The organism is Pseudomonas sp. SWI7, assembly GCF_006351945.1.
GTDB classification, from domain to species: Bacteria; Pseudomonadota; Gammaproteobacteria; order Pseudomonadales; family Pseudomonadaceae; genus Aquipseudomonas; species Aquipseudomonas fulva.
Genome location: NZ_CP040930.1, coordinates 4689308 through 4714770, shown reverse-complemented (window position 1 = coordinate 4714770; position 25463 = coordinate 4689308). Strand labels below are relative to the sequence as shown.

Genomic DNA, 25463 nt, shown 5'->3' with positions numbered 1-25463 from the left:
GGCAGGTGCGACTCATGCTTGCTCCTCGGGCCCGCGAGGCGCCGGATTGCGGGTGATGAACATGGCATCACCGTAACTGAAGAAGCGGTACCCCTGCTCGACCGCCGCCGCGTAGGCAGCCATGGTCTCGGGGTAACCGGCGAAGGCCGAGACCAGCATCAGCAGCGTGGACTCAGGCAGATGGAAGTTGGTAACCAGCGCATCGACCACGTGGAATGGGCGGCCGGGGTAGATGAAGATATCGGTGTCACCGCTGAAGGGCTTGAGCTGGCCATCGCGGGCGGCGCTTTCGAGCGAGCGCACACTGGTGGTGCCCACGGCGATCACGCGCCCGCCGCGGGCACGGCAGGCCTCGATGGCGTCGACCACATCCTGGCTCACTTCGAGCCACTCTTTATGCATGTGGTGATCTTCAATCTTGTCGACCCGCACCGGCTGGAAGGTACCGGCGCCCACGTGCAGGGTGACGAACGCGCGCTCCACCCCTTTGGCGGCGATCTGCTCGAGCAGCGCCTCGTCGAAATGCAGGCCTGCGGTAGGCGCGGCGACAGCGCCTGCCTTCTCGGCGTAGACCGTCTGGTAGCGCTCCCGGTCCGCACCTTCGTCAGGGCGATCGATGTAGGGCGGCAGCGGCATGTGGCCGACGCGGTCGAGCAGCGGCAATACCTCTTCGGTGAAACGCAGCTCGAACAAGGTGTCGTGGCGCGCAACCATTTCAGCTTCACCGCCACCGTCCACCAAAATGACCGCCCCTACCTTGGGCGCCTTGCTCGCCCGCACATGGGCCAGCACACGGTGGCTGTCGAGCACACGCTCGACCAACACTTCGAGCTTGCCGCCGGAGGCTTTCTGACCGAACAGCCGCGCCGGAATGACCCGGGTGTTGTTGAACACCATCAGGTCACCCGGGCGCAGATAGCCCAGCAGGTCGGGGAATTGCCGGTGCTCGCGTGCACCGCTTGGCCCGTCGAGCACCAGCAGGCGGCTGCCATGGCGCTCGGCCAACGGATGGCGGGCGATCAGGGAATCGGGAAGTTCGAAGGAGAAATCGGCAACGCGCATGATGATGTTCGGTTCGGCAGGGCCGGGAAGTTTAGCCCAACGAATGAAAATTGACCATGAAAGACGATTGACCGACCGACGGCACCTCTCTATACTGCGCGCCACGCCCTGATGGCGGAATTGGTAGACGCGGCGGATTCAAAATCCGTTTTCGAAAGGAGTGGGAGTTCGAGTCTCCCTCGGGGCACCAAATCCGAAAAAGCCGACCTTAAATGGTCGGCTTTTTTTTTGCGCCGAAAAAACCATTCAGTGCAGCACATTTGCTTGGCGCCAGCCCATTGATTTGCTGGTGACTGACCATGCAGCAATGCTATTGGCCAGTGGCCATACCCGCCGCCTACCCTCACTTCGTCGGATAAAAGCCGAACGTATTGCCTAGCTGATGGCATTTAGCCATAGTGCGGCTCCTCTCAATCCCCTCCCCCCTCGTGTGACCAATGAAAACAACCGCGCCCTGTATGGCGGCAATGATGCTGCTAAGTGGGTGCAATGGAGTGCCAACGTCCTACGTTTCAGACCCGGTCTACAGTCAAGCTTTCGTGGTGACGTCCGGGGCACCGCTGCCCATGCTGCTGATGGCAAGCGCCATCCAGTGGAACGCAGATTATGCCGTCACCGCCAAACACACGCCTTTCCTGCGCAACGTGGTCCACGAAGGACTAGGCGATGTGGTGTTCTTCAAGCACAAAGCCAGCGAAATACCGCACTGGCGACAATATATGCCTGGAGAAACGGTCACGGCAGTGGGCTACAACAGCTTGATGATGCCCGTACAAGGCAAGGGCCACGCGCTCTCGTCACTGGTCCGGCTCGATGGCACCCCTGGCAGCGTGTTCTATTCGGTGCACGACGGGCCGATCACCAAAGGGATGTCTGGCGGCCCGGTATTCGCCGATGACGGTAGCGTGGTAGGGATCAACATCGCCATCATCCCTACCAGCGGCATCGATGCCATCAGACGACCGGACCTGGTGGGCAAGGACCGGGTCAGTGTGTTCATGTCCTTCAGCGAGATCGACAAGGAATGGCGGCGCTACCAGTACATGCTGGCGCGCAAGTCCAAACCCGCGGCCCCAACATCGATCAAGGGCTTCGTGGCCGTTGCAGCAAAACCCTGATCAGGCGGGCTCAGAAGCCTGGGGCGCCAGGACGATGCAATTTCGGCCGGCGCGCTTGGCGGCATACAACGCCATATCGGCGGCGTGCAGCCAGGCCTGGGCATCGGTAATGCCTGCATGATAAGGGGCGATGCCGATACTCAGGCTCAGGGTAAGGTGCGGCAGCGCCGGGTCGCGGAACGCCTCCACGGCCAGGCGCAGCCGCTCCAGCACATCCCTTGCTTGCCCTGGCGTCGTATCGGGCAGCATCACGCAGAATTCGTCTCCTCCGTAGCGGGCCGCAGGGTCGTGCTTGCGCAGATGGAAGGAGAGCGTGGCACTGATCACCCGCAGGATGTTGTCACCCACCTGGTGGCCATGACGATCATTGACCTGTTTGAAGTGGTCCACGTCGATCAGGGCAAGGCAACTGCTCCCGGCGTTAGCTCGGCAACGCGCGAATTCGCGCAGCAGCAGTTCCTGCCACGCCCCATGGTTGCTCAGGCCCGTAAGGCTGTCGGTCTGGCTCATGCGGGCCAGTGCACGTTTATGCTGGCCCAATTGGACAGTCACCTGATAGCAGATCATGCCAATGGCCATGGGGTAGATCAGCAGGATCGGCAGACACGCCAGCATCTGCACCTGCGTGGTGGCCGGAAAAAGCGGCGGCGCGAACAGCCACAGGCCCAAGGCGATGCCGATGCCCTGGGCAATCACCGTTCTGATCAACAGGGGCCAGCCACCTGCCGCGATCTTGTCCATGGCAATCATCGACAGGATGATCACGCTGGGCAAAGGATTGAGCCCCATGGCACCCGCCCAGCAACCCCCGGCGAATCCATCGACCACCAAGTTACGCTGCTCGGTCTTGTAGGGCTGGGCAGAAACCCGGGCTATCTGAAACGCAAGGTGCGGCCAGACAAAACCGTGTGCCAGTAACAGCGCCCACACCCACCACTCTGGCTGCAATGGCGCAATGCCGATCAATACACAAAAAAAGCCGAGGCCGGTTCCGATGGCGCGTGGTGCATACATGCGTTTGGCGAAGGAAAGGCCCGTGCCGGTGCGCTCGATCATGGCGGGATACCGAGAAAATAAGGCGGAAGGTGCAGGGTACAGCTGCAGAGCATGTGCATGCTGAGGCAAGGCATTGTGCCACCATCCAAATCGGGCCGGCAAACGCGTCTGGATGAAATGCACACACCCATTCGGATATCACGCCAGCACTTGTCAGCCCCACACGCGTTGCAACAACCTCATGCAGAACCTTCGGCGGGACTCAGCGTCCCATCCAAGGTCCTGAACCCGTAAAGGTGCGCCATTTGAAAGACGTCATCATCCGCAAATACCGTCTGGTCGTGAAAACCTTCGGCTACATCGGTTGGTCACTGTTCTGGCTGCTCATCTGGGACGTGCTGGTCACCATTGATTTCATGCTGTTTCTCAACAGCAAGTTCACCCTGCCCCTGATCCCTCTTTCATTGATGGGTTCGGCGCTGGTCGTGCTGGTGAGCTTTCGCAACAGCAGCGCCTACAACCGCTGGTGGGAGGCCCGTACCCTGTGGGGCGCGCTGGTCAACAGTTCCCGCAGTTTCGCCCGTCAGACGCTGACGCTGATCGATGACCATGACGATGGATTAAATCCGGTCAAGGCGACCCTGCTGCGTCGGCACATCGCCTATATCAATTGCCTGGCCGCACACCTGAAGGGGGAAAAATGCCCACAAGAGCTGGTGGCGTTTATCCCTGAGGCAGAATTCGAGCGTCACCACGGTTCCAACAATTTTGCCAATGACATCTTGAGTGGTTCCGCCGCGTTACTGGCCAGGGAATATCAGGAGGGCCGGCTGGACAGCATCCGTCTGGCTCGCCTTGAGTCCACCCTGGTGGACTTGTCCAATGCACAAGGTGGCATGGAGCGCATCGCCAATACGCCACTGCCCTACCCTTATGTGTATTTCCCTCGGTTATTCATCACGCTGTTCTGCCTGATCGTACCGGTCGGCCTGGTAGAGTCGCTGGAATGGTTCACGCCCCTGGCCTCCACAGTTGTTGGCTTCATGCTGCTGGCGATCGAGCGCATCGGGACCGACTTGCAGAGCCCGTTCCGCTTCAGCGAACACCAGATCCAGATGGATACCATCTGCGAGACGATCGAGCGCAACCTGGAATCGATGCAGCGTGGCGCGCAATCGGGCGAGGCGGTGAGCGCCTGAGAACGGGCAGCGGTCACAGGGCCGCTGGCCTGATCAGGCCCTTACGAAACGTTGGCGCAGTACATCACTGAGCGCATCGACCAGAAACACCAGCGCCAGCATTCCAATGATCACCGTACTGGCCTGGGCCTCCTGGAACAGGCTCAAGGTGGTGTAGAGCAGCTGTCCCAAGCCTCCGGCACCGACGAAGCCCAGTACACTGGCCATGCGTATGTTGTTTTCCCAACGGTACAAACTGTAGGCAAGCAATTGCGGCCACAGGTTGGGCAAGGTGCCGTAGCAGAAGGCTGCTACCTGCCCCGCGCCTTGCAGGCGTAAGGCTGCTGCAGGTTCGGGCGAGGCGTTTTCCAGCGCTTCGGCAAACAGCCGTCCCAGTACGCCAGCGGTGTGCAGCGCCAACGCCAGGGTGCCGGCGTTTGGTCCCAGTCCAGCTGCCAGCACCGTCAGCGCGGCCCATACCAGCTCCGGAATAGCGCGCAGGGCATTGAGCAGCAACCGGGCCAGCGCCCGCAGCGGCCAGCCGAAGCGGCCTGCCGCCGGCAGCGCCAGCAACAGGCCCATGATGGCGGCCAGCAAGGTGCTGATGCCAGACATGGCCAGGGTCTCCAACGCGCCCTGCGCCACGGCTCGCAGATGCTCGCTGGACAGGTCCGGGGCCAGGAACCGCCCGGCATACTGGCCCATCTGGGCCAGCCCACCGTTGCCGATCAAGGCACCGAAATCCAACCCCAGGTAAGCGAACGAGCCGACGATGGCTGCCAGCAGCGCGGCCAACAGGGCCAGGTTGATGAGCCGATTCATACAAGCCTCCAGCGCAATAACCGGCTGAGCCCATCGGCAAACATCACCAAGACCAGGAACGTCAGCAACATGCTGGCGACCTCGGCGCCAGCGAACATGCGCATGGACAGGTCGATCTGCTGACCCAGACCGCCGGCCCCCACGAACCCCATCACCACCGATGCCCGTACTGCACATTCCCACCGATAGACCGTGTAGGACACCGCTTCGCTGGCGGCATTGGGCAGGATGCCGTAGAAAAAGGCAGCCAGCCGTCCACTGCCCGCCTGCAACAAGGCGTGGGCAGGCCGTTGGTCCACTGATTCGAAGATTTCCGCATACACCTTGCCCAGCATGCCGCTGTAGGTAATGGCAATTGCCAGCACGCCAGCCGTGGGCCCCAGGCCTACGGCGCGCACGAACAACAGTGCCCAGACGATTTCAGGCACGCTGCGCAGGAAGATCAGCACTCCCCGTACGGGCAGCCGCACCAGGCGCGACCAGACACCCGGGCGCCCGCCACGTGAGGCAGCGCTCAGGGACAAGGCGCGGCTGGCCAGCAACGCCGCCGGCACGGCCAGCAGCCAGGCGAGTACCATGCCAGCGGTGGCCACAGCCAAGGTCTGTAGCGTGGCCTCCAGCAATAGCTCGAGAAAGTCGCGTTCATGTGCCGGTGGCCAGAATGCCCCTGTGAAACGTGCCATCTGCTCGCGGTTTTCGGCCTGCAACAGCACGGCCGGATTGAGCTCGCTCAATTGGATACCCGGCCACAGGACCGCGATGGCCAGCAACCCGATCAGTACCCTCGGCACCATTGCCGGATCACGGCGACTGGCGCTCAGCATCTGGGCAACTGCACGTGGGGGCTTGTAGCATCAACACCACGTCCAGCCACCAACTGCTCGTTGGCATACAGCGCCTGCAGCAGCTCGTCGGTCACCGCCTGGGCCGGGCAGTCGAACAGCACGCGCCCTTCGCGAATGCCGATCACCCGGGGAAAGTGGGCCAATGCCAAATCGACCGCGTGCAGGCTGGCCACCAACGCCACACCAGTGGCCTGGGCATGCCGGTTGAGCAACGCCAGGCTGTGATCGGCCAATACCGGGTCCATCGCCGACACTGGCTCGTCGGCAAGCACGATACGGGGTTGCTGATAAAGCACCCGCGCAATACCTACTCGCTGAAGCTGGCCACCCGACAGTTGACCGCACTGCACGAACAGCTTGTCTGCAAGACCCAGTTCGGCCAGGGCCTGGCGCGCACCAGGCACATCGCAGGGATACAGCAGGTTGAGCAGACTGCGACCAAGCCCCCACTGGCCCAGGCGGCCCGCGAGCACCGCAGTGACCACCCGCTGGCGCGGCGGCAGCGGCGGCGCCTGGTGAACCAGGCCTACCTGGGCCCGCAGGCGCTGCCGGGCCCCTGTCGACAACGCCCATGGCTGCTGCCCGAGCATCTCCAGACGACCGCTGCTAGGCCTGGTCGCCGTGGCCATCAGGTGCAGCAAGCTGGACTTGCCGGCCCCCGATGGGCCGATGATGGCGACGCGCTCAGCCTGCGCGATGCGCAAGGTCACGCCCTCCACGGCGCGCACCGCACCATGCCGCAAGCTTGCACCTTGCAGCGCGATGACTGCCTCAGAAGGCACGGCAGACGTCACTTGAGCAAGCCGGCCTCGCGGGCGGCCTGCTCGGTGCCCGCGTAGTTTTCCGGTTTGGTTTCGATGAAGCGGCTGGCCGCCTGCAGGTCGAGAATGGCTTTTTGCTCTGGGTCGGCAGGGTCGAGGTTCAAGAAGGCCTGTTTGATCTTCTCCTTGAGGGCCGGGTCCATGTTGCCACGCACCGTCCAGTTGTAGTCGAAATAGGTCGGGGTCGTGGCAAACACGCGCACCTTGGCGGTATCGACCTTGCCGGCGTCCACCAGCTTCTGCCAGACGCTGGCGTTGAGCACACCGGCATCGACCTTGCCAGCCTGCACCCAGGCCACGGTGGCGTCATGGGCACCGGAATAGGCGACGCGGCTGAAGTACCCTTCAGGCTTGATGTTGTCCTGCTTGAGCATGAAGTAGCGTGGCATCAGGCTACCGGACGTGGAAGAAACGGACCCGAAGGCGAAGGACTTGCCCTTGAGGTCCGCAAGGCTTTTCACCGCAGGGTCGGCAGTGATGAACTTGGAGGTGAACTGGGCGTCCTGCTCGCGTTGCACCAGCGGCGTGGCCGTTGGATCCTTCAGGTGCACCTGCACGAACGTAAATCCGCCCAGCCACGCCAGGTCCAGCCGATCGGAGGCCAGCGATTCGACCACGGCCGGATAGTCAGCCACCGGCACGAACTTCACCTGCATGCCCAACTGTTTGGACAAGTATTCGCCCAGGGGTTTGAACTTGCGTTGCAGTTCGGTGGGCGCCTCGTCAGGAATGGCGCTGACACGCAGTGTCTCTGCCGCCTGGACGGCCAGGGCACAGCAGGACAGCACCAGGCTGGCGGCGAGCGCCATAGGACGTTTGAGCATGGGTTTCTCCGGTTCAATAGCGGGGAATGGGGGCGAATTCGAGGCTGCGCGCAGTAGCAGGCGGCGCATGTGGGCTGCCTTGCCGACGTGCAGGTTGCAGCTCGATGCAAGTCATTGACCCAACGATTATAAGAGCCGCAGGCCCAATGACCAGCTTTGCTACAATCGGGCGATAAATTGACCTGCCGAGGTACACATGAGCGAGCCGATTCGCCTGACCCAGTACAGCCACGGTGCCGGCTGTGGCTGCAAGATATCCCCCAAGGTGCTGGACGTCATCCTGGCCGAAAGCGGTGCCCAGGCCCTGGACCCGAAACTCTGGGTCGGCAATGCGTCGCGCGACGATGCCGCCGTGTATGCCCTGGACGAGGAGCGCGGGGTGGTGTCGACCACCGACTTCTTCATGCCCATCGTCGATGACCCCTACGATTTCGGCCGCATCGCGGCAACCAATGCCATCAGCGATATCTACGCCATGGGCGGCGATCCACTGATGGCCATCGCCATCCTGGGCTGGCCGGTCAACGTCCTGGCACCCGAGGTTGCTCGTGAGGTAATCCGCGGTGGCCGGGCTGTCTGCGCCGAAGCCGGCATCCCGCTTGCTGGTGGTCATTCCATCGACGCCCCCGAGCCGATTTTCGGCCTGGCGGTAACCGGCGTGGTCAGCAAGCGCCATCTCAAGCGCAACGACACCGCCACGGCGGGCTGCCGCCTGTATCTGACCAAGCCGCTCGGCATCGGCATCCTCACCACTGCCGAGAAGAAAGCCGTGCTGCGCGAGCAGGATCGAGGCGTGGCGCGCGACTGGATGTGCACCCTGAACACGCCGGGCAGCCGATTTGGCAAGCTCGACGGGGTCAAGGCCATGACGGACGTCACCGGGTTTGGCCTGCTCGGCCATCTGGTTGAGCTTGCAGAAGGCAGCGGCCTGACCGCACACCTGGACTACGCCAAGGTGCCCCGCCTGCCGAGTGTCGAGCACTACCTCGCGGCCGGCTGCATTCCGGGGGGTACGCTGCGCAACTTCGAGAGCTACGGGCACAAGATCGGCGCGCTCAGTGACGATCAGAAGCACTTGCTGTGTGATCCGCAGACCAGCGGCGGGCTGCTTGTGGCCGTGACCCCGGAGGGTGAAGACGCATTTCTCGCGGCAGCCGCCGACCTGGGCTTGCAGCTGTCGCCTATCGGCTATCTGGCAGAGCGACAGAGCCACGCAGTCGAGGTCGCCTGATGCGGCCAGACTGCACCGATTTCCGTCAGTTGTTCCTCGACGATGTGCCGATGATGGACATGCGCGCGCCCGTCGAGTTTGCCAAGGGCGCCTTCCCCGGCGTGATCAACCTGCCCCTGATGAACGATCTGGAACGGCAGAAGGTGGGCACCTGCTACAAGCAGCAGGGCCAGGCTGCCGCCATCGCCTTGGGTCATCAACTGGTGGGCGGCGCCACCAAGCAGGCCCGTCTGGAGGCGTGGGTGGCCTTCACCCAGGCTCACCCGGAAGGCTATCTGTATTGCTTTCGTGGTGGCCTGCGTTCACAGATCGTCCAGGGATGGTTGCGCGATGAAGCCGGTATTCGCTACCCGCGTATCAGCGGGGGCTACAAGGCGATGCGCAACTACTTGCTGGAAACCACGGAGCAGGCCGTCAGCGAGTGTGATTTCGTACTGGTTGGCGGCTTGACCGGGACTGGCAAGACCGACGTGTTGCAGCAGCTGGGCAACGTGCTGGACCTTGAAGGCCATGCCAATCATCGCGGTTCGAGCTTTGGCAAACGCGCCACCGGGCAACCGGCCCAGATCGACTTCGAGAACCAGCTGGCCATCGATGTGCTGAAAAAGCGCGCGCAGGGTATCGGCCAATTCGTGTTGGAGGATGAAGGGCGCATCGTTGGCAGTTGCACGGTGCCTTTGTCTTTGTACCAGGGCATGCAGCATTACCCGCTGGTGTGGCTGGAGGACAGTTTCGATGGCCGGGTCGAGCGCATCCTGCGCGACTATGTCATCGACCTCAGTGCCGAGTTCATCGCCCTGCATGGCGAGCAAGCCGGGCCGCACTTGTTCGCGCAGCGCATGCTGCAGAGCATGGCCAACATCCGCAAGCGCCTGGGCGGAGAGCGCCATCAGCGGCTCACGGCGCTGCTGGAGCAGGCTTTGGAAGAGCAATTGCGCAGTGGCTGTGTGGACCTGCACCGAGGTTGGATCGAGGGGCTGCTCAACGAGTACTACGACCCGATGTATGCCTATCAGCGTGAGGCGAAGGCCGAGCGGATCGAGTTTGTTGGGGATGCTGTGCAGGTGCGGGAGTATCTGGCGCAACGCGCGCGGCGCAAGTAGGGTCTGAGCCGGGGCTGCCAGGCAGCTGCCAGCTCTCGCTCTTACTCGACTCTGGCCTTTGATCTTGATCTTGACCTCGATCTTGATCTTGATCTTGACCTTGACCTTGACCTTGACCTTGACCTTGATCTTGACCTTGACCTTGATCTTGATCTTGATCTTGATCTTGATCTTGCTTTTGATCTTCGCGACTTCAGAAGGCCGAACGCAGGTCTTGCGGAGGGAGGTGACAGGCATGGATGCCTGTCAAGCGCTGGGCCCCAGGATGGGGCCTACAGCGCGGTCCTCCCGGGAGCAAGACCGGAGTGAGGGAACCCCGAAGCGCAGCGTAGGGGCCGTATGAATGGAGCGCAGCGTTTTTTGGTTACTTTTTGTCGCGTTTGACAAAAAGTGACTCGCCGTAAGGGCGAAAAGGTGATTAAGCGTCCCCATCGCAAATGGACTATGCTCTCTTTCAATACCCACACCAATGCAACCAAAGCTCAAAGTTCAAAGTTCAAAGTTCAAAGTTCAAAGCGTGGGCGCATACAGCAAGTTGGTATCCATTGGCGCGGGTGGCGCACAGTCACCCTTCCGCCCTTACGGCGGCTCACTTTTTGTCTTGGCAAAAAGTAAGCAAAAACCGCCTGCTCCTATCATCCGGCCCCTACGCTGCGCTCCGGGGTCCCCTCGCTCCGGGCTTGCTCACGGGAGGACCGCGCTGCAGGCCCCATCCTGGGGCCCAGCGCTTGACAGGCATCCATGCCTGTCACCTCCCTCCGCAAGCCCTGCGCTCGGCCTCCTGAAGTCGCGATCTGTGTTGCCTGGACTACCGCGCGCTTAGAAGCAACAGCAACAGCAACAGCAACAGCAACAGCAACAGCAACAGCAACAGCAACAGCAACAGCAACAGCAACAGCAACAGCAACAGCAACAGCAACAGCAACAGCAACAGCAGTTTTACTTAGAGTAGGCAGGAGCGCCTGCAATACTGAACCGGATTAGTATGAATGAGAAGGGACAAATAAGATGCACTTACAGAATCATGACAAGGCACTGTTACCCAAGTTGTAACGAGTGGCCAACTTTGCGTATGGGCGTAAGAACGCCCACGCAATTACAACATAGCCTCAACTACACCAGCACAAGCCACCATCACCGCTGCGGATCCAATACGCGCTCAAGCTCCGCCGCCCGCTCTTGGGTCATGTCCATCAGGCAGGTCCCGCCCTCAAGCTGCGCCATGGTGCCGCCACTGGCCGTGCGATGAAACTGGCAGTTGGCATCCCGATAAGCCAGCCACTTGCGCTGCACATCGCGCAGGCTCTTTTGCTGATCCGCCGGCAGTTTACCCAGCAGCTGTTTGTAGACGCCGTTCAGACGCTGGTCCTGTACCTGCGTCTCGGCCTTGAGGCATTCACCCATGGCCAGGGTACTGGAGGCATTGTCCATACAGCGGGCATAAGCGGGCGACGGATCGTCGGCCATGGCCAGCGGCGTGCAGCACGCCAATGCCAGCCCAGCCAGATAGTGCTTGATCATGCGAACTCTCCGTGAAGGTCAAAGCGTTTGAGGTTGCTCCGGCGGCATCAACACCCTGCTCGGCTCGAAGCGCAGCGACGGCATCTGTGTGGCGGCATACAACATCACCGCCAATGCTGCAATCAGGGTAACGTCCGCCCAATTCCACCCAGGCATATCAGCGGCTTGGCGCGCTTTCAGACAGTACCAGCCCTGACCAAAGCAAAACACCAGCATCGCTGCCACCCACACGTAGAAGCCTGCCGCCAAGCCCGTCAGGTCGTGGAACTCATAACTCTGGTTGTCAGGCAGGCGGTCGATACCCAGGCTGGTCCCTGCCAGATACAGCGCACAAAGCCCCAGCAGCAGGGCCAAACGGCGAAAGCGCCGATGCGCCAGGATGGCCAGGGCGAGCAACGGGTTGGCAAACCACTGGTGCAGGCCGAATGGTATGCCCCAAGGCCCGTACAGCAGCATCTGCAGGGCGGGCATGTGGTGGCCGTCACTCATCGAGGCGCCATCGAGACACAGGGCGACCAGGTACAACAGGAGGGTAATGCTGAGGTAAAAAGCGGGCAAAGGACACCTGGAAGGTCGGCACAGGGGATGACCATAACCCATGTCATCCCCCGCTTCCAAACTGGGTGATCGCAGCCTCTCACGCCACCGGCGGTTCCAGCAGCAGCCCGTAGATACCCGAGTCCGACAGCTCACCGCCCACGCACCAGCGCGCTCGCAGGGTGCCCTCCAGCACGAACCCCTGGCGCTCCAACGTACGCGCCGAGCCTTGGTTGCGAGGGTCGATCTCGCCTTCCAGGCGGCGCATGTGCAGGGTATTGGCGATGTAGTCGATAAAGCACGTCAACGCTTCATCCATGTATCCCCTGCCCTGCACAGCGCTGGCCAGGCAATAGCCGATCTCACCTCGCCGGGAGGTGTCGTCGATGTTGAACAGTTGAACCATACCGATCAGTTCGCCGTTGTCCCGGCGGTACATACCCAACTTGAGTTGCTCGCCATTGGCGTACGCTTCACGGTCAGCTGCCAGCGCGCTCTGGGCTTCAGCCAGATTCTGCCAGGGCGCGTGGTGCCAGTACCGCATGACCTCAGGGTCGGCCATGATCGCCAACCACTTCGCCGCATCGGCGTGGCGCATGGGGCGCAGGTAAAGGCGCGGGCTATCGAGACACAGATCACTCGGGAAACTTCGGGGTGGGGTCACGCCGGCTCACCTGTCCATTGCTGGGTAAGATGACAGTTTAGCGTCAAGCGCGACCTTCAGGCAGTGCAAAACTGCACGGCGGGCCACAGTCGACAGCCAACGCATTCAGCTTCGCATCGCGACTCTGTCAGAGATGGCGAATCCTACCGACTTCCCTGTCAACGATTCAGATCCAAGACGCTCGTGCGCGCACGCTTAGATACGGGCTTAGGCGACCTCAGCCCCATCATCGGGCCAATGCGGCTCATTCGCCCCAGGCGGGGTCAATGGCGGTAGCCCGTAGGCGGCCCGGGCGGTATCACAGCGTGGGTTGTGTACGCCCCCTTCCCACGACGCCTCGAACTCGCGGCAGGGACTGGAACGGTTGGCGTAGATGGCGCAGGCCACACCCTGCCCCACCTCGCCCTGCAGGCTAATGCAGCGGCAGGGCTTGGCGTCGGTGCCAATCATGGCCACCCGAGACGGACTCACTTGCACCACCAGATCGTCAGGCACCACACCGCCGGAGGACTGGCATTCACCCCAGAAGAAGGACACACGGAAGTACCCGCAGCAAGCGCCGCAGTCAAGGCAAGGGTTATATTCGGACATGATTGCACGGAAGAAAGGTGGTTGAGATCGGGGCTGGCCCGAGCAGCCATTCTCGGTCCAAGCGGGGGTGATTGAATAGAGGGGCAGAAAAAAATAACCGCAGGCGCTTGGCTTTCACCAGACACCCTATTCGCCCCTCGATTTCAGTTAGCGCAGCGCTTTATAGGTATCGCCATCGCATTGATTCAGGCCAAGGCCCGCGGCTGGGCGATAGGGATCACCGCGCACATGGCTGAAGGTCGTTTGCCGGGTGCCCTGGTGTAACAGCCGGTCGTCAGGGCTACCTTCGGTCACAAGGGTGTAGGACGCACGACGCATTGCTTGGTACCGGTCCTCACAGTCTGCCATTGCCTTGTGATAGGCCATCACTTGTCCGTCACTCAAGTTCAGGCACTTGGCCAATTCGACACCCCAGCGCCTCAGGCATACTTCGGCGTAGTGCCTGACCACCAAACCCGGCTCGACGAGCACTTCGCCGCTGCCCGCACCGTCAACCGACGCATTCCCCACCAACGTCGCGTGCCGACCCGGCATGGGAAACACGCTTATCCGGGTACCGGGTTGCACGCCTGGCACCACACAGGCGAACCCTTTGGAGCGTTCGTCACGGGAGTAGAAGCCCACATACTCGCGCACATTGCCCGGCAGCATCACGCGCTCTGGCTGCACATTGCCAATGCCTGGAACCGGGTCAATGGTAAAAATGTTGACCGGGACATCACACAGTTCAGGGTCCTTGGCCATGGCATTGGCCAGCATGTGGCAGCTGATGCCGCCGCGGCTCCAGCCGACCAGGTTGACCTGGGTAGGCACGCGCGGCTTGCGGAACAGATGAATGATGCGCTCTTGCAGCTCTTGCGGCGTGGGGTGGCGATCGCCGTAGTCATAGGTTCTCCAGAACCACGAAGCGGTCGAAGCCACCTCTGGCACAGGGACGCCGGCATCCTTGAGGCGTTTGTACTCGGCTTCGCTTAGCTTGGTGCGCTGCCAGCGGTTTTCGCCCTTGATGATCTGCAGCACATGGCTGACGTTTTCTTCCCAGCCACGGCCAAACAACTGCCCTGTCCAGTTGTAGTAGCCGCCGGGATCGACGAACAGGCTGTCGTCCTGGAGATTGCCGCTGCCCGGACCGTCGACAGCGACCCAGTGGGCAAATTCGCGGCCTTGGTCATGGCTTGCCAGGGTCGAGACCAGTTCGCCGTTCCAGAAGTTGGTGTTGGTGTCGTCGAAGCGATGGGAACCTGTCCCACAGAAATAGGCGGTAAAAACACTCATGTCACTATCATCGTGCGAGAAATGAGTGCCGAAGGTAATCAGTCAGCGAGGCAAGGCACATTCGGAAGCCCACCCCACCATTGAGCGCAGCGCACCTGCCGCCGGCAACGCCAGCGGCAGGCCGTCACGGATTACTTGCGCGCCAGCCCGTCAGCCCGGAACATCTGGCGGATACCGCGGATGGCCTGACGGATCCGGTCCTGGTTTTCGATCAGGGCAAAGCGCACATGGTCATCACCATAGTCCCCAAAGCCGATGCCTGGCGAGACACATACCTTGGCCTCGGCAAGCAGCTTCTTGGAAAACTCGAGCGAACCCAGGTGTGCGTACTCAGGCGGGATCTTGGCCCAGACGTACATGGACGCCTTGGGGTTCTCGACCATCCAGCCCAACTCGTGCAAACCCTTGACCAGCAAATTGCGACGCTGGCGGTACTGCTCGGCAATATCCCGTACGCACTGCTGATCCCCTTCCAGCGCTGCAATGGCAGCCACCTGCAAAGGCGTGAACGTGCCGTAGTCGTGGTAGCTCTTGATGCGCGCCAGGGCATTGACCAGTTCGGGGTTGCCGACCATGAAGCCGATCCGCCAGCCGGCCATGTTGTAGCTCTTGGACAAGGTGAAGAACTCCACCGCAATGTCCTTGGCGCCAGGCACCTGCATGATCGATGGCGCCTTCCAGCCGTCGTACACGATGTCGGCATACGCCAGGTCGTGGACCACCAGCACGCCATATTGCTTGGCCAATGCCACCACGCGTTCGAAGAAGTCCAGCTCCACGCATTGGGCAGTCGGGTTGGACGGGAAGCCGAGAATCATCATCTTGGGCTTGGGGATCGACTCGCGAATGGCCCGCTCAAGCTCGTTGAAGAAGTCCACGCCCGGCACAAGCGGGACAGAACGCACCTGGGCCCCGGCGATGACAGCCCCGTATATATGGATCGGGTAGCTGGGGTTGGGTACCAGTACCGTATCGCCTTGGTCCAGTGTGGCCAGCATCAGGTGCGCCAGGCCCTCTTTCGAACCAATGGTGACGATGGCCTCATCTTCGGGGTCGATGTCGACCTCGTACCGTTCCTTGTACCAGTTCGAGATAGCGCGACGCAGGCGCGGGATGCCGCGGGATGTGGAGTAGCCGTGGGTATCCTCGCGCTGAGCGACCTGCACCAGCTTCTCGACGATATGCGGCGGCGTGGCGCCATCGGGGTTACCCATGCTCAGGTCGATGATGTCCTCGCCACGGCGGCGGGCAGCCATCTTGAGCTCGGCAGTGATGTTGAAGACGTAGGGCGGGAGACGATCGATGCGCGCAAAACGGCGCGGCAAACCTGGAGTGGCCATGGTTTCCTCTAAAAAACGTAAGCGCCCGGAACCGTCCGAGCGACGCTGGCCGCATGCGGCGACCTGATTCAGAAGATAGTGCCGATATAGGTGTCTTGTAAAGGGTAATCTGCTGTTTTTTATTATCTAAACAGGGGCATTTTTTGTAGCGCCAAAGCGCGCAGTGGTGCGCCTCACCATCGCTGGTAGGCCTGTTCCAAAAAAGCTCTACAAACCAAGCGAGGGGTCTGGCTCACCCGCCACAGGCCCCAAATAGACATAAAAAACCCCGGCGCTCAGGCCGGGGTTTTCGTGAAGCAGGCGTGGTTTCAGCGTGCGTAGGTCATCAGCACGTCAGCAGCCGTCTGGCTGTCCACCCCCATCATCAGGCTCAGGGCCATGACGGTGAGGATGGAAAAGCCGAACACTTTGCGCGCCCATTTGCTGTCGTCTTCGGCCTTGTAGCCACCCCAGGCCATGTACAGCCAGTAAAGGCCCATGGCAGCTGCCACGGCCATGTAGCCGAGGCCAGCGTAACCGCCGAGGGTGAGCATCAAGGTCGCAAGCACGAACGCCAGCACATACAGCACGATCTGCTTCTTCGCAGCCAGGATGCCACGCGCCACCGGCAATACCGGAATGTTTGCGGCGCTGTAGTCCTTGAAGCGGAAGATGGCGATGGCAAAGCTGTGCGGCATCTGCCACAGGCTGAACATCACCAGCAGGGTCACAGCCGCCAGGTCGAAGCTATTGCTGACAGCGCAGTAGCCAATGACAGGCGGCATGGCACCGGACAGGCTGCCGACCAAGGTGCCGTGCACCGATTTACGCTTGAGCCACAGGCTATAGAAGCCTACATAGACCACGAAGCCGATCAGTGCGCAGTACGCGGACAAGGGGTTGGCCTGCACGTACAGCAAGCTGAAACCCGCCACCCCAAGCAGGGTGGCGTAGATCAGCGCGAGGGGCAGTGACATGCCACCCTGTACCATCACGCGGTTCTTGGTGCGCTCCATTTTCTGGTCGATGTCGCGGTCGATGCAGTTGTTGAATGCACAACCGGACGCCACCACCAGGGAAGTACCAACGACCACTGCCAGCAGCAGGGCGAAGTCCACATGGCCCTTCGCGGCAAGGAAGAAACCGCCTGCCACGGAAAGCACGTTACCGAAAATGATCCCCGGTTTGGTGATTTGGATAAAGTGCTTAACGGACATGCAGTCTTACCTCACTTGGCCAGCATTTCGACGTGGATGCTGAACATGATCCACAGCGACAGGCCAACCAGCAGCGCGATCACCATGGCGGTGAACAGGAACGTCGATACGTTGTTGCGTTGCTCTTTCGAGCGGTCCATGTGCAGGAAGTACACCAGGTGTACCACTACCTGAATCACGGCCATGGCCACAACGATCAGAACGGTCAGGTTCTTCGGCAGGCTTGGGTACATCACCAGGCCGAACGGAATCGCGGTCAGGATGATCGACAGGACGAAACCGATCATGTACGACTTGACGCTGCCGTGGCTGCCTTCGTGATGAGTGTCGTGTGCGTTAGCCATTACAGAACCCCCAGCAGGTAGACGACGGTGAATACGCAGATCCAGACCACGTCCAGGAAGTGCCAGAACAGGCTCAGGCAGCTCATGCGGGTCTTGGCGGTCGGCGTGATGCCGTGCTTGTTGATCTGGTACATCATGATTGCCATCCAGATCAGACCAGCCGTCACGTGCAGACCGTGGGTGCCTACCAGCGCGAAGAAGCCCGACAGGAAGCCACTGCGGTTCGGGCCGAAGCCTTCGCCGATCAGGTGATGGAACTCGTAGATTTCCATCGCGATGAAGCCCGCACCGAACAGGAAGGTCACAGCCAACCAGCCCAGTACGCCTGCCTTGTTACCGGCGAACATCTTCAGCATGGCGAAGCCGAAGGTGATCGAGGACAGCAGCAGGAACAGCGTTTCGACAGCTACGAACTTGAGCTCGAAGATGTCATGACCCGACGGGCCGCCGGCAAAACTCCCGGACAGCACCGCGTAGGTGGCGAAGAGCGACGCAAACAGGATGCAGTCGGTCATCAGGTACAGCCAGAAGCCCAGTACGGTCATCTGGCCCGAGTCGTGGTGGTGATCGTCGTGCCCATGGTCGTGACCATGAGCACCGTGCATTACTTGACTGGACATTGATTACACCCGCTCAAACGATTCGACACGTGCGCCGGCAGGCAGAGCACCTGCATTGGCCAACGCTTTCATGCGCTCGCCTTCGATGCGCGCCACTTCTTCGGCCGGAACCATGAAGCCCTGGTCGTCACGCGCAGCGTGGCGAACGAAGACAGCGATGGTTGCAACCAGGCTTGCGCCGACCAGCCACCAGATGTGCCAGATGAAAGCGAAGCCGAAGATGGTCAGGAACAGACCCATGAACAAACCGGTAGAGGTATTGCTCGGCATGTGGATCGCTTCGTACTTGCCCGGCACCTTGTAGGCAACACCGGCTTCCTTGGCTTCGTGCCAGGCATCCAGGCCAACCTTCTCAGGCATGTGGGCGAAGTTGTAGAACGGAGGTGGCGACGAAGTCGACCATTCCAGGGTACGGCCGCCCCATGGGTCGCCGGTCACGTCCAGGTTCTGGTGACGATCGCGAACCGATACGAACAGCTGGATCAGCTGGCAGGCGATACCGAACAGGATCAGCACGGCACCGACCACGGCAACGTACAGGTAGGGTTCCCACAGTGGGTTGTCCGAGTGGTTCAGACGACGGGTCATACCCATGAAGCCCAGTGCGTACAGCGGCATGAATGCCACGTAGAAGCCCGAGATCCAGAACCAGAAGGCAGCTTTGCCCCACTTCTCGTTCAGGGTGAAACCGAAGGCTTTCGGGAACCAGTAGGCGAAGCCGGCGATGTAGCCGAATACCGCACCACCGATGATCACGTTGTGGAAGTGGGCGATCACGAACAGGCTGTTGTGCAGCACGAAGTCAGCACCCGGTACAGCCAGCAGAACGCCAGTCATGCCACCGATGGAGAAGGTGATCATGAAGCCCAGGGTCCAGAGGATCGGCGCAGTGAAGCGCAGACGGCCCTGGTAGATGGTGAACAGCCAGTTGAACAGCTTCACACCCGTCGGAATGGAGATCAGCATCGTCGCCAGGCCGAAGAAGGTGTTGACGCTGGCGCCGGCACCCATGGTGAAGAAGTGGTGCAGCCAAACCGCAAAGCCCAGTACAGCGATCGCACCCGATGCGTAGATCATCGCGTGGTGGCCGAACAGGCGCTTGCCGGAGAAGGTGGAGGTCACTTCCGAGAACACGCCGAAGGCCGGCAGGATCAGAATGTAAACCTCAGGGTGACCCCAGGCCCAGAACAGGTTGACGTACATCATCGGGTTCCCACCAAGCTCGTTGGTGAAGATGTGGAAGTCCAGATAACGGTCAACGGTCAGCAGTGCCAGTGCAGCGGTCAGGATCGGGAACGAAGCCACGATCAGGACGTTTGCCCAGGTGCAGGTCCAGGTGAAGATGGGCATGTCCATCAGCTTCATGCCAGGTGCGCGCATCTTCATCACGGTGACGAGGAAGTTCACGCCTGTCAGCGTCGTACCCAATCCTGAGAGCTGTAGCGCCCAGATGTAGTAGTCGACACCCACGCCCGGACTGTACTGAATACCCGCGAGCGGCGGATAGGCAACCCAACCGGTCTTGGCGAATTCACCAACGCCCAGCGAGATGTTCACCAGCAGCACGCCTGCCAGCAGCAGGTAGAAGCTCAGGGAGTTCAGGAACGGGAAGGCCACGTCACGCGCACCGATCTGCAGAGGAACCGCGAGGTTCATCAGGCCGGTGAAGAATGGCATCGCCATGAAGATGATCATGATCACACCGTGGGCGGTGAAGATCTGGTCATAGTGTTCAGGCGGCAGGTAGCCTTCGGAACCACCGGTGGCAACAGCCAGCTGGGTCCGCATCATGATGGCGTCGGCAAAGCCGCGCAGCAGCATGACCATCGCGACGATGATGTACATCACCCCGATTTTCTTGTGGTCGACGGTCGTCAACCACTCGGTCCACAAGTAGGACCACTTGCGGAAGTAGGTGACCGCACCAACGACAGCGATACCACCGAGCGCGATAATGGCGAGTGTCACCATGACTATCGGCTCGTGATAGGGTATCGCCTCCAGGCTTAATTTACCGAACATCTCTTACTCCTCTGCACCGGCAGCTGGTTGCATACTCGATTCCACACCCTTGGTAGTGGCCAGGTCTTTGCTGCCAGCTTCTTCGTGGCTCGAACGACCGCGGTTCATGCCTTCGTACTTGTCGACGATCAGCTGGAACTGGTCAGGCGAGGCCTCGCTATACAGCGTGACTGGGTTGTTTTCGCTTGGTTTGGCCAAGGCTTCGTATTCGGCCTTGCCCAGCTTCTTCGGCGACTGCTTGACTTCGGCGACCCACTTCTCGAAGTCTTCCTGGGACGTGGCAGTAGCCTTGAATTTCATGCCGGTGAAGCCAGCACCGCTGTAGTTGGCGCTGATACCGTCAAACACGCCGTTCTCGTTGGCGATCAGGTGCAGCTTGGTGGTCATGCCCGCCATGGCGTAGATCTGGCCGCCCAGGCCCGGGATGAAGAACGAGTTCATCACGGCGTCGGAGGTGACGCGGAAGTTGACCGGGGTATTGGCCGGGAAGACGATCTTGTTGACCGTGGCGATACCTTGTTCCGGGTAGATGAACAGCCACTTCCAGTCTAGCGCGACGACGTCGATCTGCACGGGCTTCACGTCGGAATCCAGAGGACGGTACGGGTCGAGCCTGTGGGTGGACTTGTAGGTCACGTAACCCAGCACGATGATGATCAGAATCGGGATGATCCACACCGCAGCCTCGATCTTGGTCGAGTGAGACCAGTCCGGGGTGTAGGTGGCTGCCTTGTTGGAAGCGCGATACTTCCAGGCGAACACCACGGTCATGATGATGACTGGCACGACGACCAGCAGCATCAGGCCGATTGCGATCAGGATCAGGTTCTTTTGCTCAATGCCGACCTGTCCCTTCGGGTCGAGCAGGGTCCAGTTGCACCCACTGAGTAAAAGCATGCCTAAAAAGGGCAATATGCCAAACAGTCTGGGGTAACGCTTTTTACTCATCTCACGACCTCTAGATCAGCTTGCTTCAATGCAATTGGTGTTTGGTAGCCAACACTTCGTCCAACCAAGTGAGGCATTGCGCGCCCGTACCCGCTCCTGCCTGGGCCCGACTGCAGGACCTTGGCTTCAAGCGAGTTAGCGGTGCTTTTGGTTTCGTAGGCAAAGGCCTGTATAGCAGACCAATTCCATTTGGTGCGGAAAACGCGGAGGGGGGTCCGCCCGGTATCGCCGTTGGGCGAAACTTGACGAAGTCAGCAAAAAGGAGCGCTGGGGCTTCCTTCAATCCTGCGACTTGCAAGCAGTGCCGAACGGAAATTGGGGGCGATTGTAGATAGGTCGCCAACCCTTGACTATGACTTATTGAGCAACAGTCCTTTACAGGATCTGTAACAATAACGCCGATAAATTCAACTTCGCGACACTTTGTCGCACCCCTGGCTATAGCCCTGCAACCCGCATTCAGCAAGGGCTACAGCTTGATCTGGATCAACTTCCCAGGGGTTTCCCGACCTTGATCGAGCGCCTGAAAACCTTGTTGGATTCAGGGACTTTTGTCTAAGGGCGGCGACGGTTGCGGTAGATGCCAAGTGGCACCAGCAACGCCGTCAGGACGAAGGCAATCAATGCCCATTGCGCCAGCGAAAGGCCCAGCACCGGTGGGTAAGGCGTGCTGCAGAAGCCGTCCACTTGAAACGCCAGCGGCCAGAGCTTGGCCAAGGGCAAGTCATCGACGATGGGCTGCAGGGTATCGATGCCACAACTGACCATGGGGTTGGCGAGTATATACACATGGTTGCCGGCTGCAATGATTCCGCCAATGGCGCTGACCACCACCAGTGCCTCGAAGAAGGTCAGGCTGCGTCGCCCGGGCATGGCTGCGGCCAGGAATGCAAAGACGGCGATGAACAGGAGCGCATAGCGCTGAAGGATGCACAACGGGCATGGCGCCTCGCCCAGCACTACCTGCATGTAGAGAGCGCCACCGATCAGCGAAACGCAGATCAGGCCCAACAGTACCAGAAAGCGCCGTTCCCGATTCAGGCGCGATGTTTGATCATTCATTGCCGGTTCCTTGGATGGATAGTCGCAGCGTATTCCGCCAGCCCGGCGTAATTCTACACAGACGCCGGTTGCCTGGGCGCCCCGCCTTTCATGGATACATATTCCAGGCGGCAATGGGGTGTGGCTCAGACCGGGCATTGGCAGGACGGTTCAACGAGGGGCAGCGAAAATTGAAGCTACCGAACAGGCCGCCGTTGCCGCCTGCTTCTCGCTCAGCAGGAGTGAATGGCAGCTGGGTTAATGCAGGATTAACGCTCAGACACGTATCGCCCTGGCGATCTCGTCTTCGCAGGAAGGGGCTGCCTTGCAGCCCCAGAGACGGCCGACCTTGCGCCTGGCCGTTACGCTTCTTTATATATAGTCACTAGGCGCTAATGCGCTTACGCCAGCGCTGCGGCCGGCCCGAAGAACTCGTAGCGGGTCTGTTGCTCGGGTACGCCCAAGGCCAGAAGCTGGCGTTTAACGGCGGCCATGAAGGGCTTCGGTCCGAGGAAGTAGGCGTCCACATCGCGCTCGCGAGGGAGCCATTCGCCCAGCAGATGCTGGTCCAGCAGGCCCACGGCATCGGCGTGGGCTGCTTCATCCGCTTCGGCGTAGCAGTAGAAACGCTTGAGCTGCGGATGCCGCGCTGCCTGAGTGTCGAGCCACTCGCGAAATGCATGCACCTGTCCATTGCGCGCGCAGTGAATGAAGTGCACCGGCCGCCCGGTCGGCAAGGCTGCTTCTAGCATGGCCAAGGTAGGCGTAATGCCCACGCCCCCACTGATCAGCACTAACGGTCTGTCACTGGCGGCCAGTGTGAAATCACCGGCTGGCGGGAACAATTCGAGGGTGTCACCTACCCTCAGGTGGTCATGCAGGTAGTTGGAGACCTTGCCATCGGATTCGCGTTTGACGCTGATCCGATATTCACGCCCGTCGCACAAGGCGGAGAGCGAATAGTTGCGGCGTTGCTCTGCACCATCGATCATCAGCCTCAGGCCGATGTACTGCCCTGGTTCAGCCTTGAGCACCGGCTTGCCGTCCACCGGTGCGAAGTAGAAGGAGACGATCTCGAGGCTTTCTTCCACCCGCCGTGCCAGTCGGAATTCGCGAGCCCCTCGCCACCCGCCGTCGGCCTCTTCCTTTTGCTTGTAAAGGTTTTCTTCAGCACCAATGAGTATGTCTGCCAACTGGCCATAGGCTGCGCCCCAGGCATCGATTACCTCGGCCGTGGCAATGTCTGTGCCCAACACTTCCTCGATGGCCCGCAGTAAACAGCGGCCAACGATCGGGTAATGCTCGGGCAGGATCTGCAGCGCCACATGCTTGTTGATGATCTGGCCCACCAGACCGCCCAGCTGTTCGAGCTGGTCGATATGACGGGCATACATCAGCACGCCATTGGCCAAGGCACGGGGCTGATCACCGCTGGCCTGATGCGCCTGGTTGAACAGTGGGCGTACCTCGGGATACTCGTTGAGCATCATCTGGTAAAAATGAGTGGTCAGTGCCTCGCCGCCTGTTTCCAGCAATGGAACGGTGGCCTTGATGATCGCACGTTGTTCGGCATTGAGCATTGCAGCAACTCCTGAGCCTGGGGCTTCGAATGATGCTCAGTCTTTTCATCATTCGTGCCAAGTCCAGCGCGCAGCGAATCCGCGGCCTTCAAGCCGCAGCATGTCTAAATGACTCAGGGCGGCGTATAGTCAATTAGACCCACAGGAGTCCCTATGACTGCCAAGCCACTGCTTACCGCCTTGCTGCCACTGGTCAGCGACCTGTCTCGCGACCTGCCTGATCAGGAACGCTATCGCCGTTTACTGCAAGCCATGCGGAGTCTGTTGCCCTGTGACGCTGCCGCCTTGCTCCGGCTCGATGGCGAATGGCTGGTGCCCTTGGCCGTGGACGGCCTAAGCCCAGACACCCTTGGCCGTCGCTTCAAGGTCAGTGAGCATCCACGTTTTCAGATTCTGTTGAGCAGCCCCTCCCCTACCCGCTTTGCCAGCGACTCCGAGCTGCCAGACCCTTACGATGGCCTGGTCAATACGCCGGATGTGGACTTGGAGGTTCACGACTGCATGGGTTGCCCTTTGATGGTCGATGAGCGCCCGTGGGGGCTGGTCACCCTCGATGCCCTGACGCCCGGCCAGTTCCAGAGCCTGGAGCTCGACGCCTTGCAAGCCTTTGCCAGCCTGGCCGCTGCGACGGTGACCGTGGCCGAGCGGATCGAACGCCTGGCCCTGCGTGCGGAAAATGAGCATCAGCGGGCGGAGGTGTACCGCCAGGCCAGTGGTCAGGACCGAGAGCTGATCGGCCAGAGCCCGGCCCACCAGCGCATGGTGGAGGAAATCCGACTGGTGGGCAGCAGCGATCTCACCGTGCTGATCACCGGCGAGACCGGGGTGGGCAAGGAGTTGGTGGCCCAGGCCCTGCACCAGGCGAGCAGCCGGGCCCACAAGCCGCTGATCAGCCTGAACTGCGCAGCGCTGCCCGACACGCTGGTGGAAAGCGAGCTGTTCGGCCACGTGCGCGGGGCCTTCACCGGCGCCCATGCAGACCGCCGGGGCAAGTTCGAACTGGCCCATGGGGGCACCTTGTTTCTCGACGAGGTGGGCGAGTTGCCGCTGGCGGTACAAGCCAAGCTGCTGCGCGTGTTGCAAAGCGGACAGTTGCAGCGGCTGGGTTCAGACCGCGAACACCACGTCGATGTGCGCCTGATCGCCGCCACCAACCGTGATCTGGCCGCCGAGGTGCGCAACGGGCGCTTGCGTGCCGATTTCTACCACCGTCTGAGCGTCTATCCGTTGCATGTCCCTCCTCTGCGGGAACGCGCACGCGACGTGTTGCTGCTGGCAGGCTACTTCCTCGAACAGAATCGCTCACGCTTGGGCCTGAGCAGCCTACGACTGGGCGCGGACGCTCAAGCTGCAATCCTGGCCTACGACTGGCCGGGCAACGTGCGTGAACTGGAGCATCTGATAGGCCGCTCGGCGCTCAAGGCGTTGGGCCGACAAACGGTACGCCCCAGGATCTTGTCCTTGACCGCTGCCGATCTGGATCTGCAACCACCTACCTCACTCCATTCGCAGCCCGCTCCAGCCCCTGAGACGACGGTACCCGACCTGGGTGCTGGAGGCCTGCGCCAGGCGCTGGACATCTACCAACGCCAGCTGATCCAGGCCTGCCTGGATCAACATCAGGGCAACTGGGCAGCCACCGCAAGAGCGCTCGAACTCGACCGCGCGAACCTCAGCCGCCTGGCCCGGCGGCTAGGTATCCGCTAGGGATGCCTCACAAAAGGATTAACCCAGAAAGCCTCTGGTTGGTCTGAACACGGCTGCTATATCTCCTAAACGCCCAT

At 60.8% G+C, this 25463-nt stretch carries 25 protein-coding genes and 1 tRNA gene; 6 read left to right on the top strand and 20 right to left on the bottom strand.

Annotation, left to right across the window (positions count from 1 at the left end; genetic code table 11):
* Positions 1-12: 12 nt before the first annotated feature.
* The gene (queA, locus tag FH041_RS21585) at positions 13-1062 is read right to left on the bottom strand and encodes a tRNA preQ1(34) S-adenosylmethionine ribosyltransferase-isomerase QueA (protein ID WP_027913679.1); all 1050 of its coding nucleotides are present in this window, start codon (positions 1060-1062) and stop codon (positions 13-15) included.
* 105 nt (positions 1063-1167) lie between these two features.
* Here queA and FH041_RS21580 point away from each other — a divergent pair.
* Both FH041_RS21580 and FH041_RS21575 read left to right on the top strand, forming a co-directional pair.
* A tRNA-Leu gene (locus FH041_RS21580) sits at positions 1168-1252 on the top strand.
* Positions 1253-1532: 280 nt separating this feature from the next.
* A complete protein-coding gene (locus FH041_RS21575; RefSeq protein WP_027913665.1) occupies positions 1533-2180 on the top strand; it encodes a trypsin-like peptidase domain-containing protein in 648 nt (215 codons plus the stop codon).
* On the opposite strand, the gene FH041_RS21570 is transcribed toward FH041_RS21575, so the two are convergent.
* Complete coding sequence (locus FH041_RS21570; RefSeq protein WP_027913664.1) at positions 2181-3236, bottom strand: diguanylate cyclase; 1056 nt, start codon at positions 3234-3236, stop codon at positions 2181-2183. It lies immediately after the preceding gene.
* A 245-nt stretch (positions 3237-3481) separates the two neighbouring features.
* Between FH041_RS21570 and FH041_RS21565 the strand changes: the two genes are divergently transcribed.
* Positions 3482-4375, top strand: coding sequence for a bestrophin family protein (locus FH041_RS21565; RefSeq protein WP_088523099.1), 894 nt, complete (start codon positions 3482-3484; stop codon positions 4373-4375).
* A 33-nt stretch (positions 4376-4408) separates the two neighbouring features.
* Here the strand turns inward: FH041_RS21565 and phnE are convergent, their stop codons facing one another.
* From phnE to FH041_RS21545, 4 genes are read right to left on the bottom strand one after another with little or no spacing between them, the layout of a single operon-like run.
* Positions 4409-5176 (bottom strand): phosphonate ABC transporter, permease protein PhnE, encoded by a 768-nt coding sequence (gene phnE / locus FH041_RS21560; protein WP_027913662.1) that lies wholly within the window; start codon positions 5174-5176, stop codon positions 4409-4411.
* A complete protein-coding gene (locus FH041_RS21555) occupies positions 5173-6000 on the bottom strand; it encodes an ABC transporter permease (protein ID WP_140175055.1) in 828 nt (275 codons plus the stop codon). Before FH041_RS21555 ends, phnE begins: the two co-directional genes overlap by 4 nt.
* Complete coding sequence (locus FH041_RS21550; protein WP_177438160.1) at positions 5994-6803, bottom strand: phosphonate ABC transporter ATP-binding protein; 810 nt, start codon at positions 6801-6803, stop codon at positions 5994-5996. Before FH041_RS21550 ends, FH041_RS21555 begins: the two co-directional genes overlap by 7 nt.
* An 8-nt stretch (positions 6804-6811) precedes the next feature.
* A complete protein-coding gene (locus tag FH041_RS21545; RefSeq protein WP_027913659.1) occupies positions 6812-7666 on the bottom strand; it encodes a putative selenate ABC transporter substrate-binding protein in 855 nt (284 codons plus the stop codon).
* A 196-nt stretch (positions 7667-7862) separates the two neighbouring features.
* Here FH041_RS21545 and selD point away from each other — a divergent pair, with 196 nt between their 5' ends.
* Positions 7863-8897 (top strand): selenide, water dikinase SelD, encoded by a 1035-nt coding sequence (gene selD, locus FH041_RS21540; protein WP_027913658.1) that lies wholly within the window; start codon positions 7863-7865, stop codon positions 8895-8897.
* The gene (gene mnmH, locus FH041_RS21535) at positions 8897-10000 is read left to right on the top strand and encodes a tRNA 2-selenouridine(34) synthase MnmH (protein WP_088523102.1); all 1104 of its coding nucleotides are present in this window, start codon (positions 8897-8899) and stop codon (positions 9998-10000) included. The genes selD and mnmH overlap by 1 nt, the downstream gene beginning before the upstream one ends.
* 808 nt (positions 10001-10808) lie before the next feature.
* Here the strand turns inward: mnmH and FH041_RS23080 are convergent.
* The 14 genes from FH041_RS23080 to hmpA all read right to left on the bottom strand — a co-directional run bounded on the left by FH041_RS23080 (position 10809) and on the right by hmpA (position 23679).
* On the bottom strand, positions 10809-10931 hold the full coding sequence (locus FH041_RS23080) for a hypothetical protein (RefSeq protein ID WP_257225204.1): 123 nt from the start codon (positions 10929-10931) through the stop codon (positions 10809-10811).
* Positions 10932-11134: 203 nt separating this feature from the next.
* Positions 11135-11521, bottom strand: coding sequence for a lysozyme inhibitor LprI family protein (locus FH041_RS21515; protein WP_088523825.1), 387 nt, complete (start codon positions 11519-11521; stop codon positions 11135-11137).
* A gap of 18 nt (positions 11522-11539) precedes the next feature.
* A complete protein-coding gene (locus tag FH041_RS21510) occupies positions 11540-12079 on the bottom strand; it encodes a hypothetical protein (protein ID WP_027916562.1) in 540 nt (179 codons plus the stop codon).
* Positions 12080-12158: 79 nt separating this feature from the next.
* Positions 12159-12722, bottom strand: coding sequence for a GNAT family N-acetyltransferase (locus FH041_RS21505; protein ID WP_027916563.1), 564 nt, complete (start codon positions 12720-12722; stop codon positions 12159-12161).
* Positions 12723-12929: 207 nt separating this feature from the next.
* Positions 12930-13313: a YkgJ family cysteine cluster protein gene (locus tag FH041_RS21500; protein ID WP_027916564.1), complete on the bottom strand. Its 384-nt coding sequence runs from the start codon at positions 13311-13313 to the stop codon at positions 12930-12932.
* 147 nt (positions 13314-13460) lie between these two features.
* A complete protein-coding gene (locus tag FH041_RS21495) occupies positions 13461-14588 on the bottom strand; it encodes a hypothetical protein (RefSeq protein ID WP_140175053.1) in 1128 nt (375 codons plus the stop codon).
* Positions 14589-14719: 131 nt separating this feature from the next.
* Positions 14720-15928: an alanine transaminase gene (alaC, locus tag FH041_RS21490; RefSeq protein ID WP_028688214.1), complete on the bottom strand. Its 1209-nt coding sequence runs from the start codon at positions 15926-15928 to the stop codon at positions 14720-14722.
* A 308-nt stretch (positions 15929-16236) separates the two neighbouring features.
* Complete coding sequence (gene cyoE, locus FH041_RS21485) at positions 16237-17124, bottom strand: heme o synthase (RefSeq protein ID WP_023533464.1); 888 nt, start codon at positions 17122-17124, stop codon at positions 16237-16239.
* An 11-nt stretch (positions 17125-17135) separates the two neighbouring features.
* Positions 17136-17468 carry a cytochrome o ubiquinol oxidase subunit IV gene (gene cyoD, locus FH041_RS21480; protein ID WP_023533459.1) on the bottom strand — a complete coding sequence of 111 codons (333 nt, stop codon included), beginning with the start codon at positions 17466-17468 and terminating at the stop codon, positions 17136-17138.
* Positions 17468-18088 (bottom strand): cytochrome o ubiquinol oxidase subunit III, encoded by a 621-nt coding sequence (gene cyoC / locus FH041_RS21475; RefSeq protein ID WP_023533465.1) that lies wholly within the window; start codon positions 18086-18088, stop codon positions 17468-17470. The genes cyoD and cyoC overlap by 1 nt, the downstream gene beginning before the upstream one ends.
* A 3-nt stretch (positions 18089-18091) precedes the next feature.
* Positions 18092-20110: a cytochrome o ubiquinol oxidase subunit I gene (cyoB, locus tag FH041_RS21470; RefSeq protein ID WP_023533473.1), complete on the bottom strand. Its 2019-nt coding sequence runs from the start codon at positions 20108-20110 to the stop codon at positions 18092-18094.
* Positions 20111-20113: 3 nt separating this feature from the next.
* A complete protein-coding gene (gene cyoA / locus FH041_RS21465; RefSeq protein WP_023533467.1) occupies positions 20114-21058 on the bottom strand; it encodes a ubiquinol oxidase subunit II in 945 nt (314 codons plus the stop codon).
* Positions 21059-21613: 555 nt separating this feature from the next.
* Complete coding sequence (locus FH041_RS21455; RefSeq protein WP_027916567.1) at positions 21614-22120, bottom strand: disulfide bond formation protein B; 507 nt, start codon at positions 22118-22120, stop codon at positions 21614-21616.
* Between the two features lie 380 nt (positions 22121-22500).
* Complete coding sequence (gene hmpA, locus FH041_RS21450; protein WP_028688215.1) at positions 22501-23679, bottom strand: NO-inducible flavohemoprotein; 1179 nt, start codon at positions 23677-23679, stop codon at positions 22501-22503.
* 153 nt (positions 23680-23832) lie between these two features.
* On the opposite strand from hmpA, the gene norR reads away from it, so the two are divergent.
* Positions 23833-25386, top strand: coding sequence for a nitric oxide reductase transcriptional regulator NorR (gene norR / locus FH041_RS21445; protein WP_049695472.1), 1554 nt, complete (start codon positions 23833-23835; stop codon positions 25384-25386).
* The last annotated feature ends 77 nt before the right edge of the window (positions 25387-25463 follow it).

Excerpts from the sequence above, each read along its gene's own strand:
- cyoB (WP_023533473.1), bottom strand. The coding sequence starts at position 20,110 with ATGTTCGGTAAATTAAGCCTGGAGGCGATACCCTATCACGAGCCGATA.
- FH041_RS21455 (WP_027916567.1), bottom strand. The coding sequence starts at position 22,120 with ATGAATGATCAAACATCGCGCCTGAATCGGGAACGGCGCTTTCTGGTA.
- FH041_RS21515 (WP_088523825.1), bottom strand. The coding sequence starts at position 11,521 with ATGATCAAGCACTATCTGGCTGGGCTGGCATTGGCGTGCTGCACGCCG.
- FH041_RS21545 (WP_027913659.1), bottom strand. The coding sequence starts at position 7,666 with ATGCTCAAACGTCCTATGGCGCTCGCCGCCAGCCTGGTGCTGTCCTGC.
- phnE (WP_027913662.1), bottom strand. The coding sequence starts at position 5,176 with ATGAATCGGCTCATCAACCTGGCCCTGTTGGCCGCGCTGCTGGCAGCC.
- cyoA (WP_023533467.1), bottom strand. The coding sequence starts at position 21,058 with ATGAGTAAAAAGCGTTACCCCAGACTGTTTGGCATATTGCCCTTTTTA.
- queA (WP_027913679.1), bottom strand. The coding sequence starts at position 1,062 with ATGCGCGTTGCCGATTTCTCCTTCGAACTTCCCGATTCCCTGATCGCC.
- hmpA (WP_028688215.1), bottom strand. The coding sequence starts at position 23,679 with ATGCTCAATGCCGAACAACGTGCGATCATCAAGGCCACCGTTCCATTG.
- alaC (WP_028688214.1), bottom strand. The coding sequence starts at position 15,928 with ATGGCCACTCCAGGTTTGCCGCGCCGTTTTGCGCGCATCGATCGTCTC.
- selD (WP_027913658.1), top strand. The coding sequence starts at position 7,863 with ATGAGCGAGCCGATTCGCCTGACCCAGTACAGCCACGGTGCCGGCTGT.
- FH041_RS21495 (WP_140175053.1), bottom strand. The coding sequence starts at position 14,588 with ATGAGTGTTTTTACCGCCTATTTCTGTGGGACAGGTTCCCATCGCTTC.
- FH041_RS21570 (WP_027913664.1), bottom strand. The coding sequence starts at position 3,236 with ATGATCGAGCGCACCGGCACGGGCCTTTCCTTCGCCAAACGCATGTAT.
- FH041_RS21500 (WP_027916564.1), bottom strand. The coding sequence starts at position 13,313 with ATGTCCGAATATAACCCTTGCCTTGACTGCGGCGCTTGCTGCGGGTAC.
- cyoC (WP_023533465.1), bottom strand. The coding sequence starts at position 18,088 with ATGTCCAGTCAAGTAATGCACGGTGCTCATGGTCACGACCATGGGCAC.
- cyoD (WP_023533459.1), bottom strand. The coding sequence starts at position 17,468 with ATGGCTAACGCACACGACACTCATCACGAAGGCAGCCACGGCAGCGTC.
- mnmH (WP_088523102.1), top strand. The coding sequence starts at position 8,897 with ATGCGGCCAGACTGCACCGATTTCCGTCAGTTGTTCCTCGACGATGTG.
- FH041_RS21575 (WP_027913665.1), top strand. The coding sequence starts at position 1,533 with ATGCTGCTAAGTGGGTGCAATGGAGTGCCAACGTCCTACGTTTCAGAC.
- FH041_RS21555 (WP_140175055.1), bottom strand. The coding sequence starts at position 6,000 with ATGCTGAGCGCCAGTCGCCGTGATCCGGCAATGGTGCCGAGGGTACTG.
- cyoE (WP_023533464.1), bottom strand. The coding sequence starts at position 17,124 with ATGTCCGTTAAGCACTTTATCCAAATCACCAAACCGGGGATCATTTTC.
- norR (WP_049695472.1), top strand. The coding sequence starts at position 23,833 with ATGACTGCCAAGCCACTGCTTACCGCCTTGCTGCCACTGGTCAGCGAC.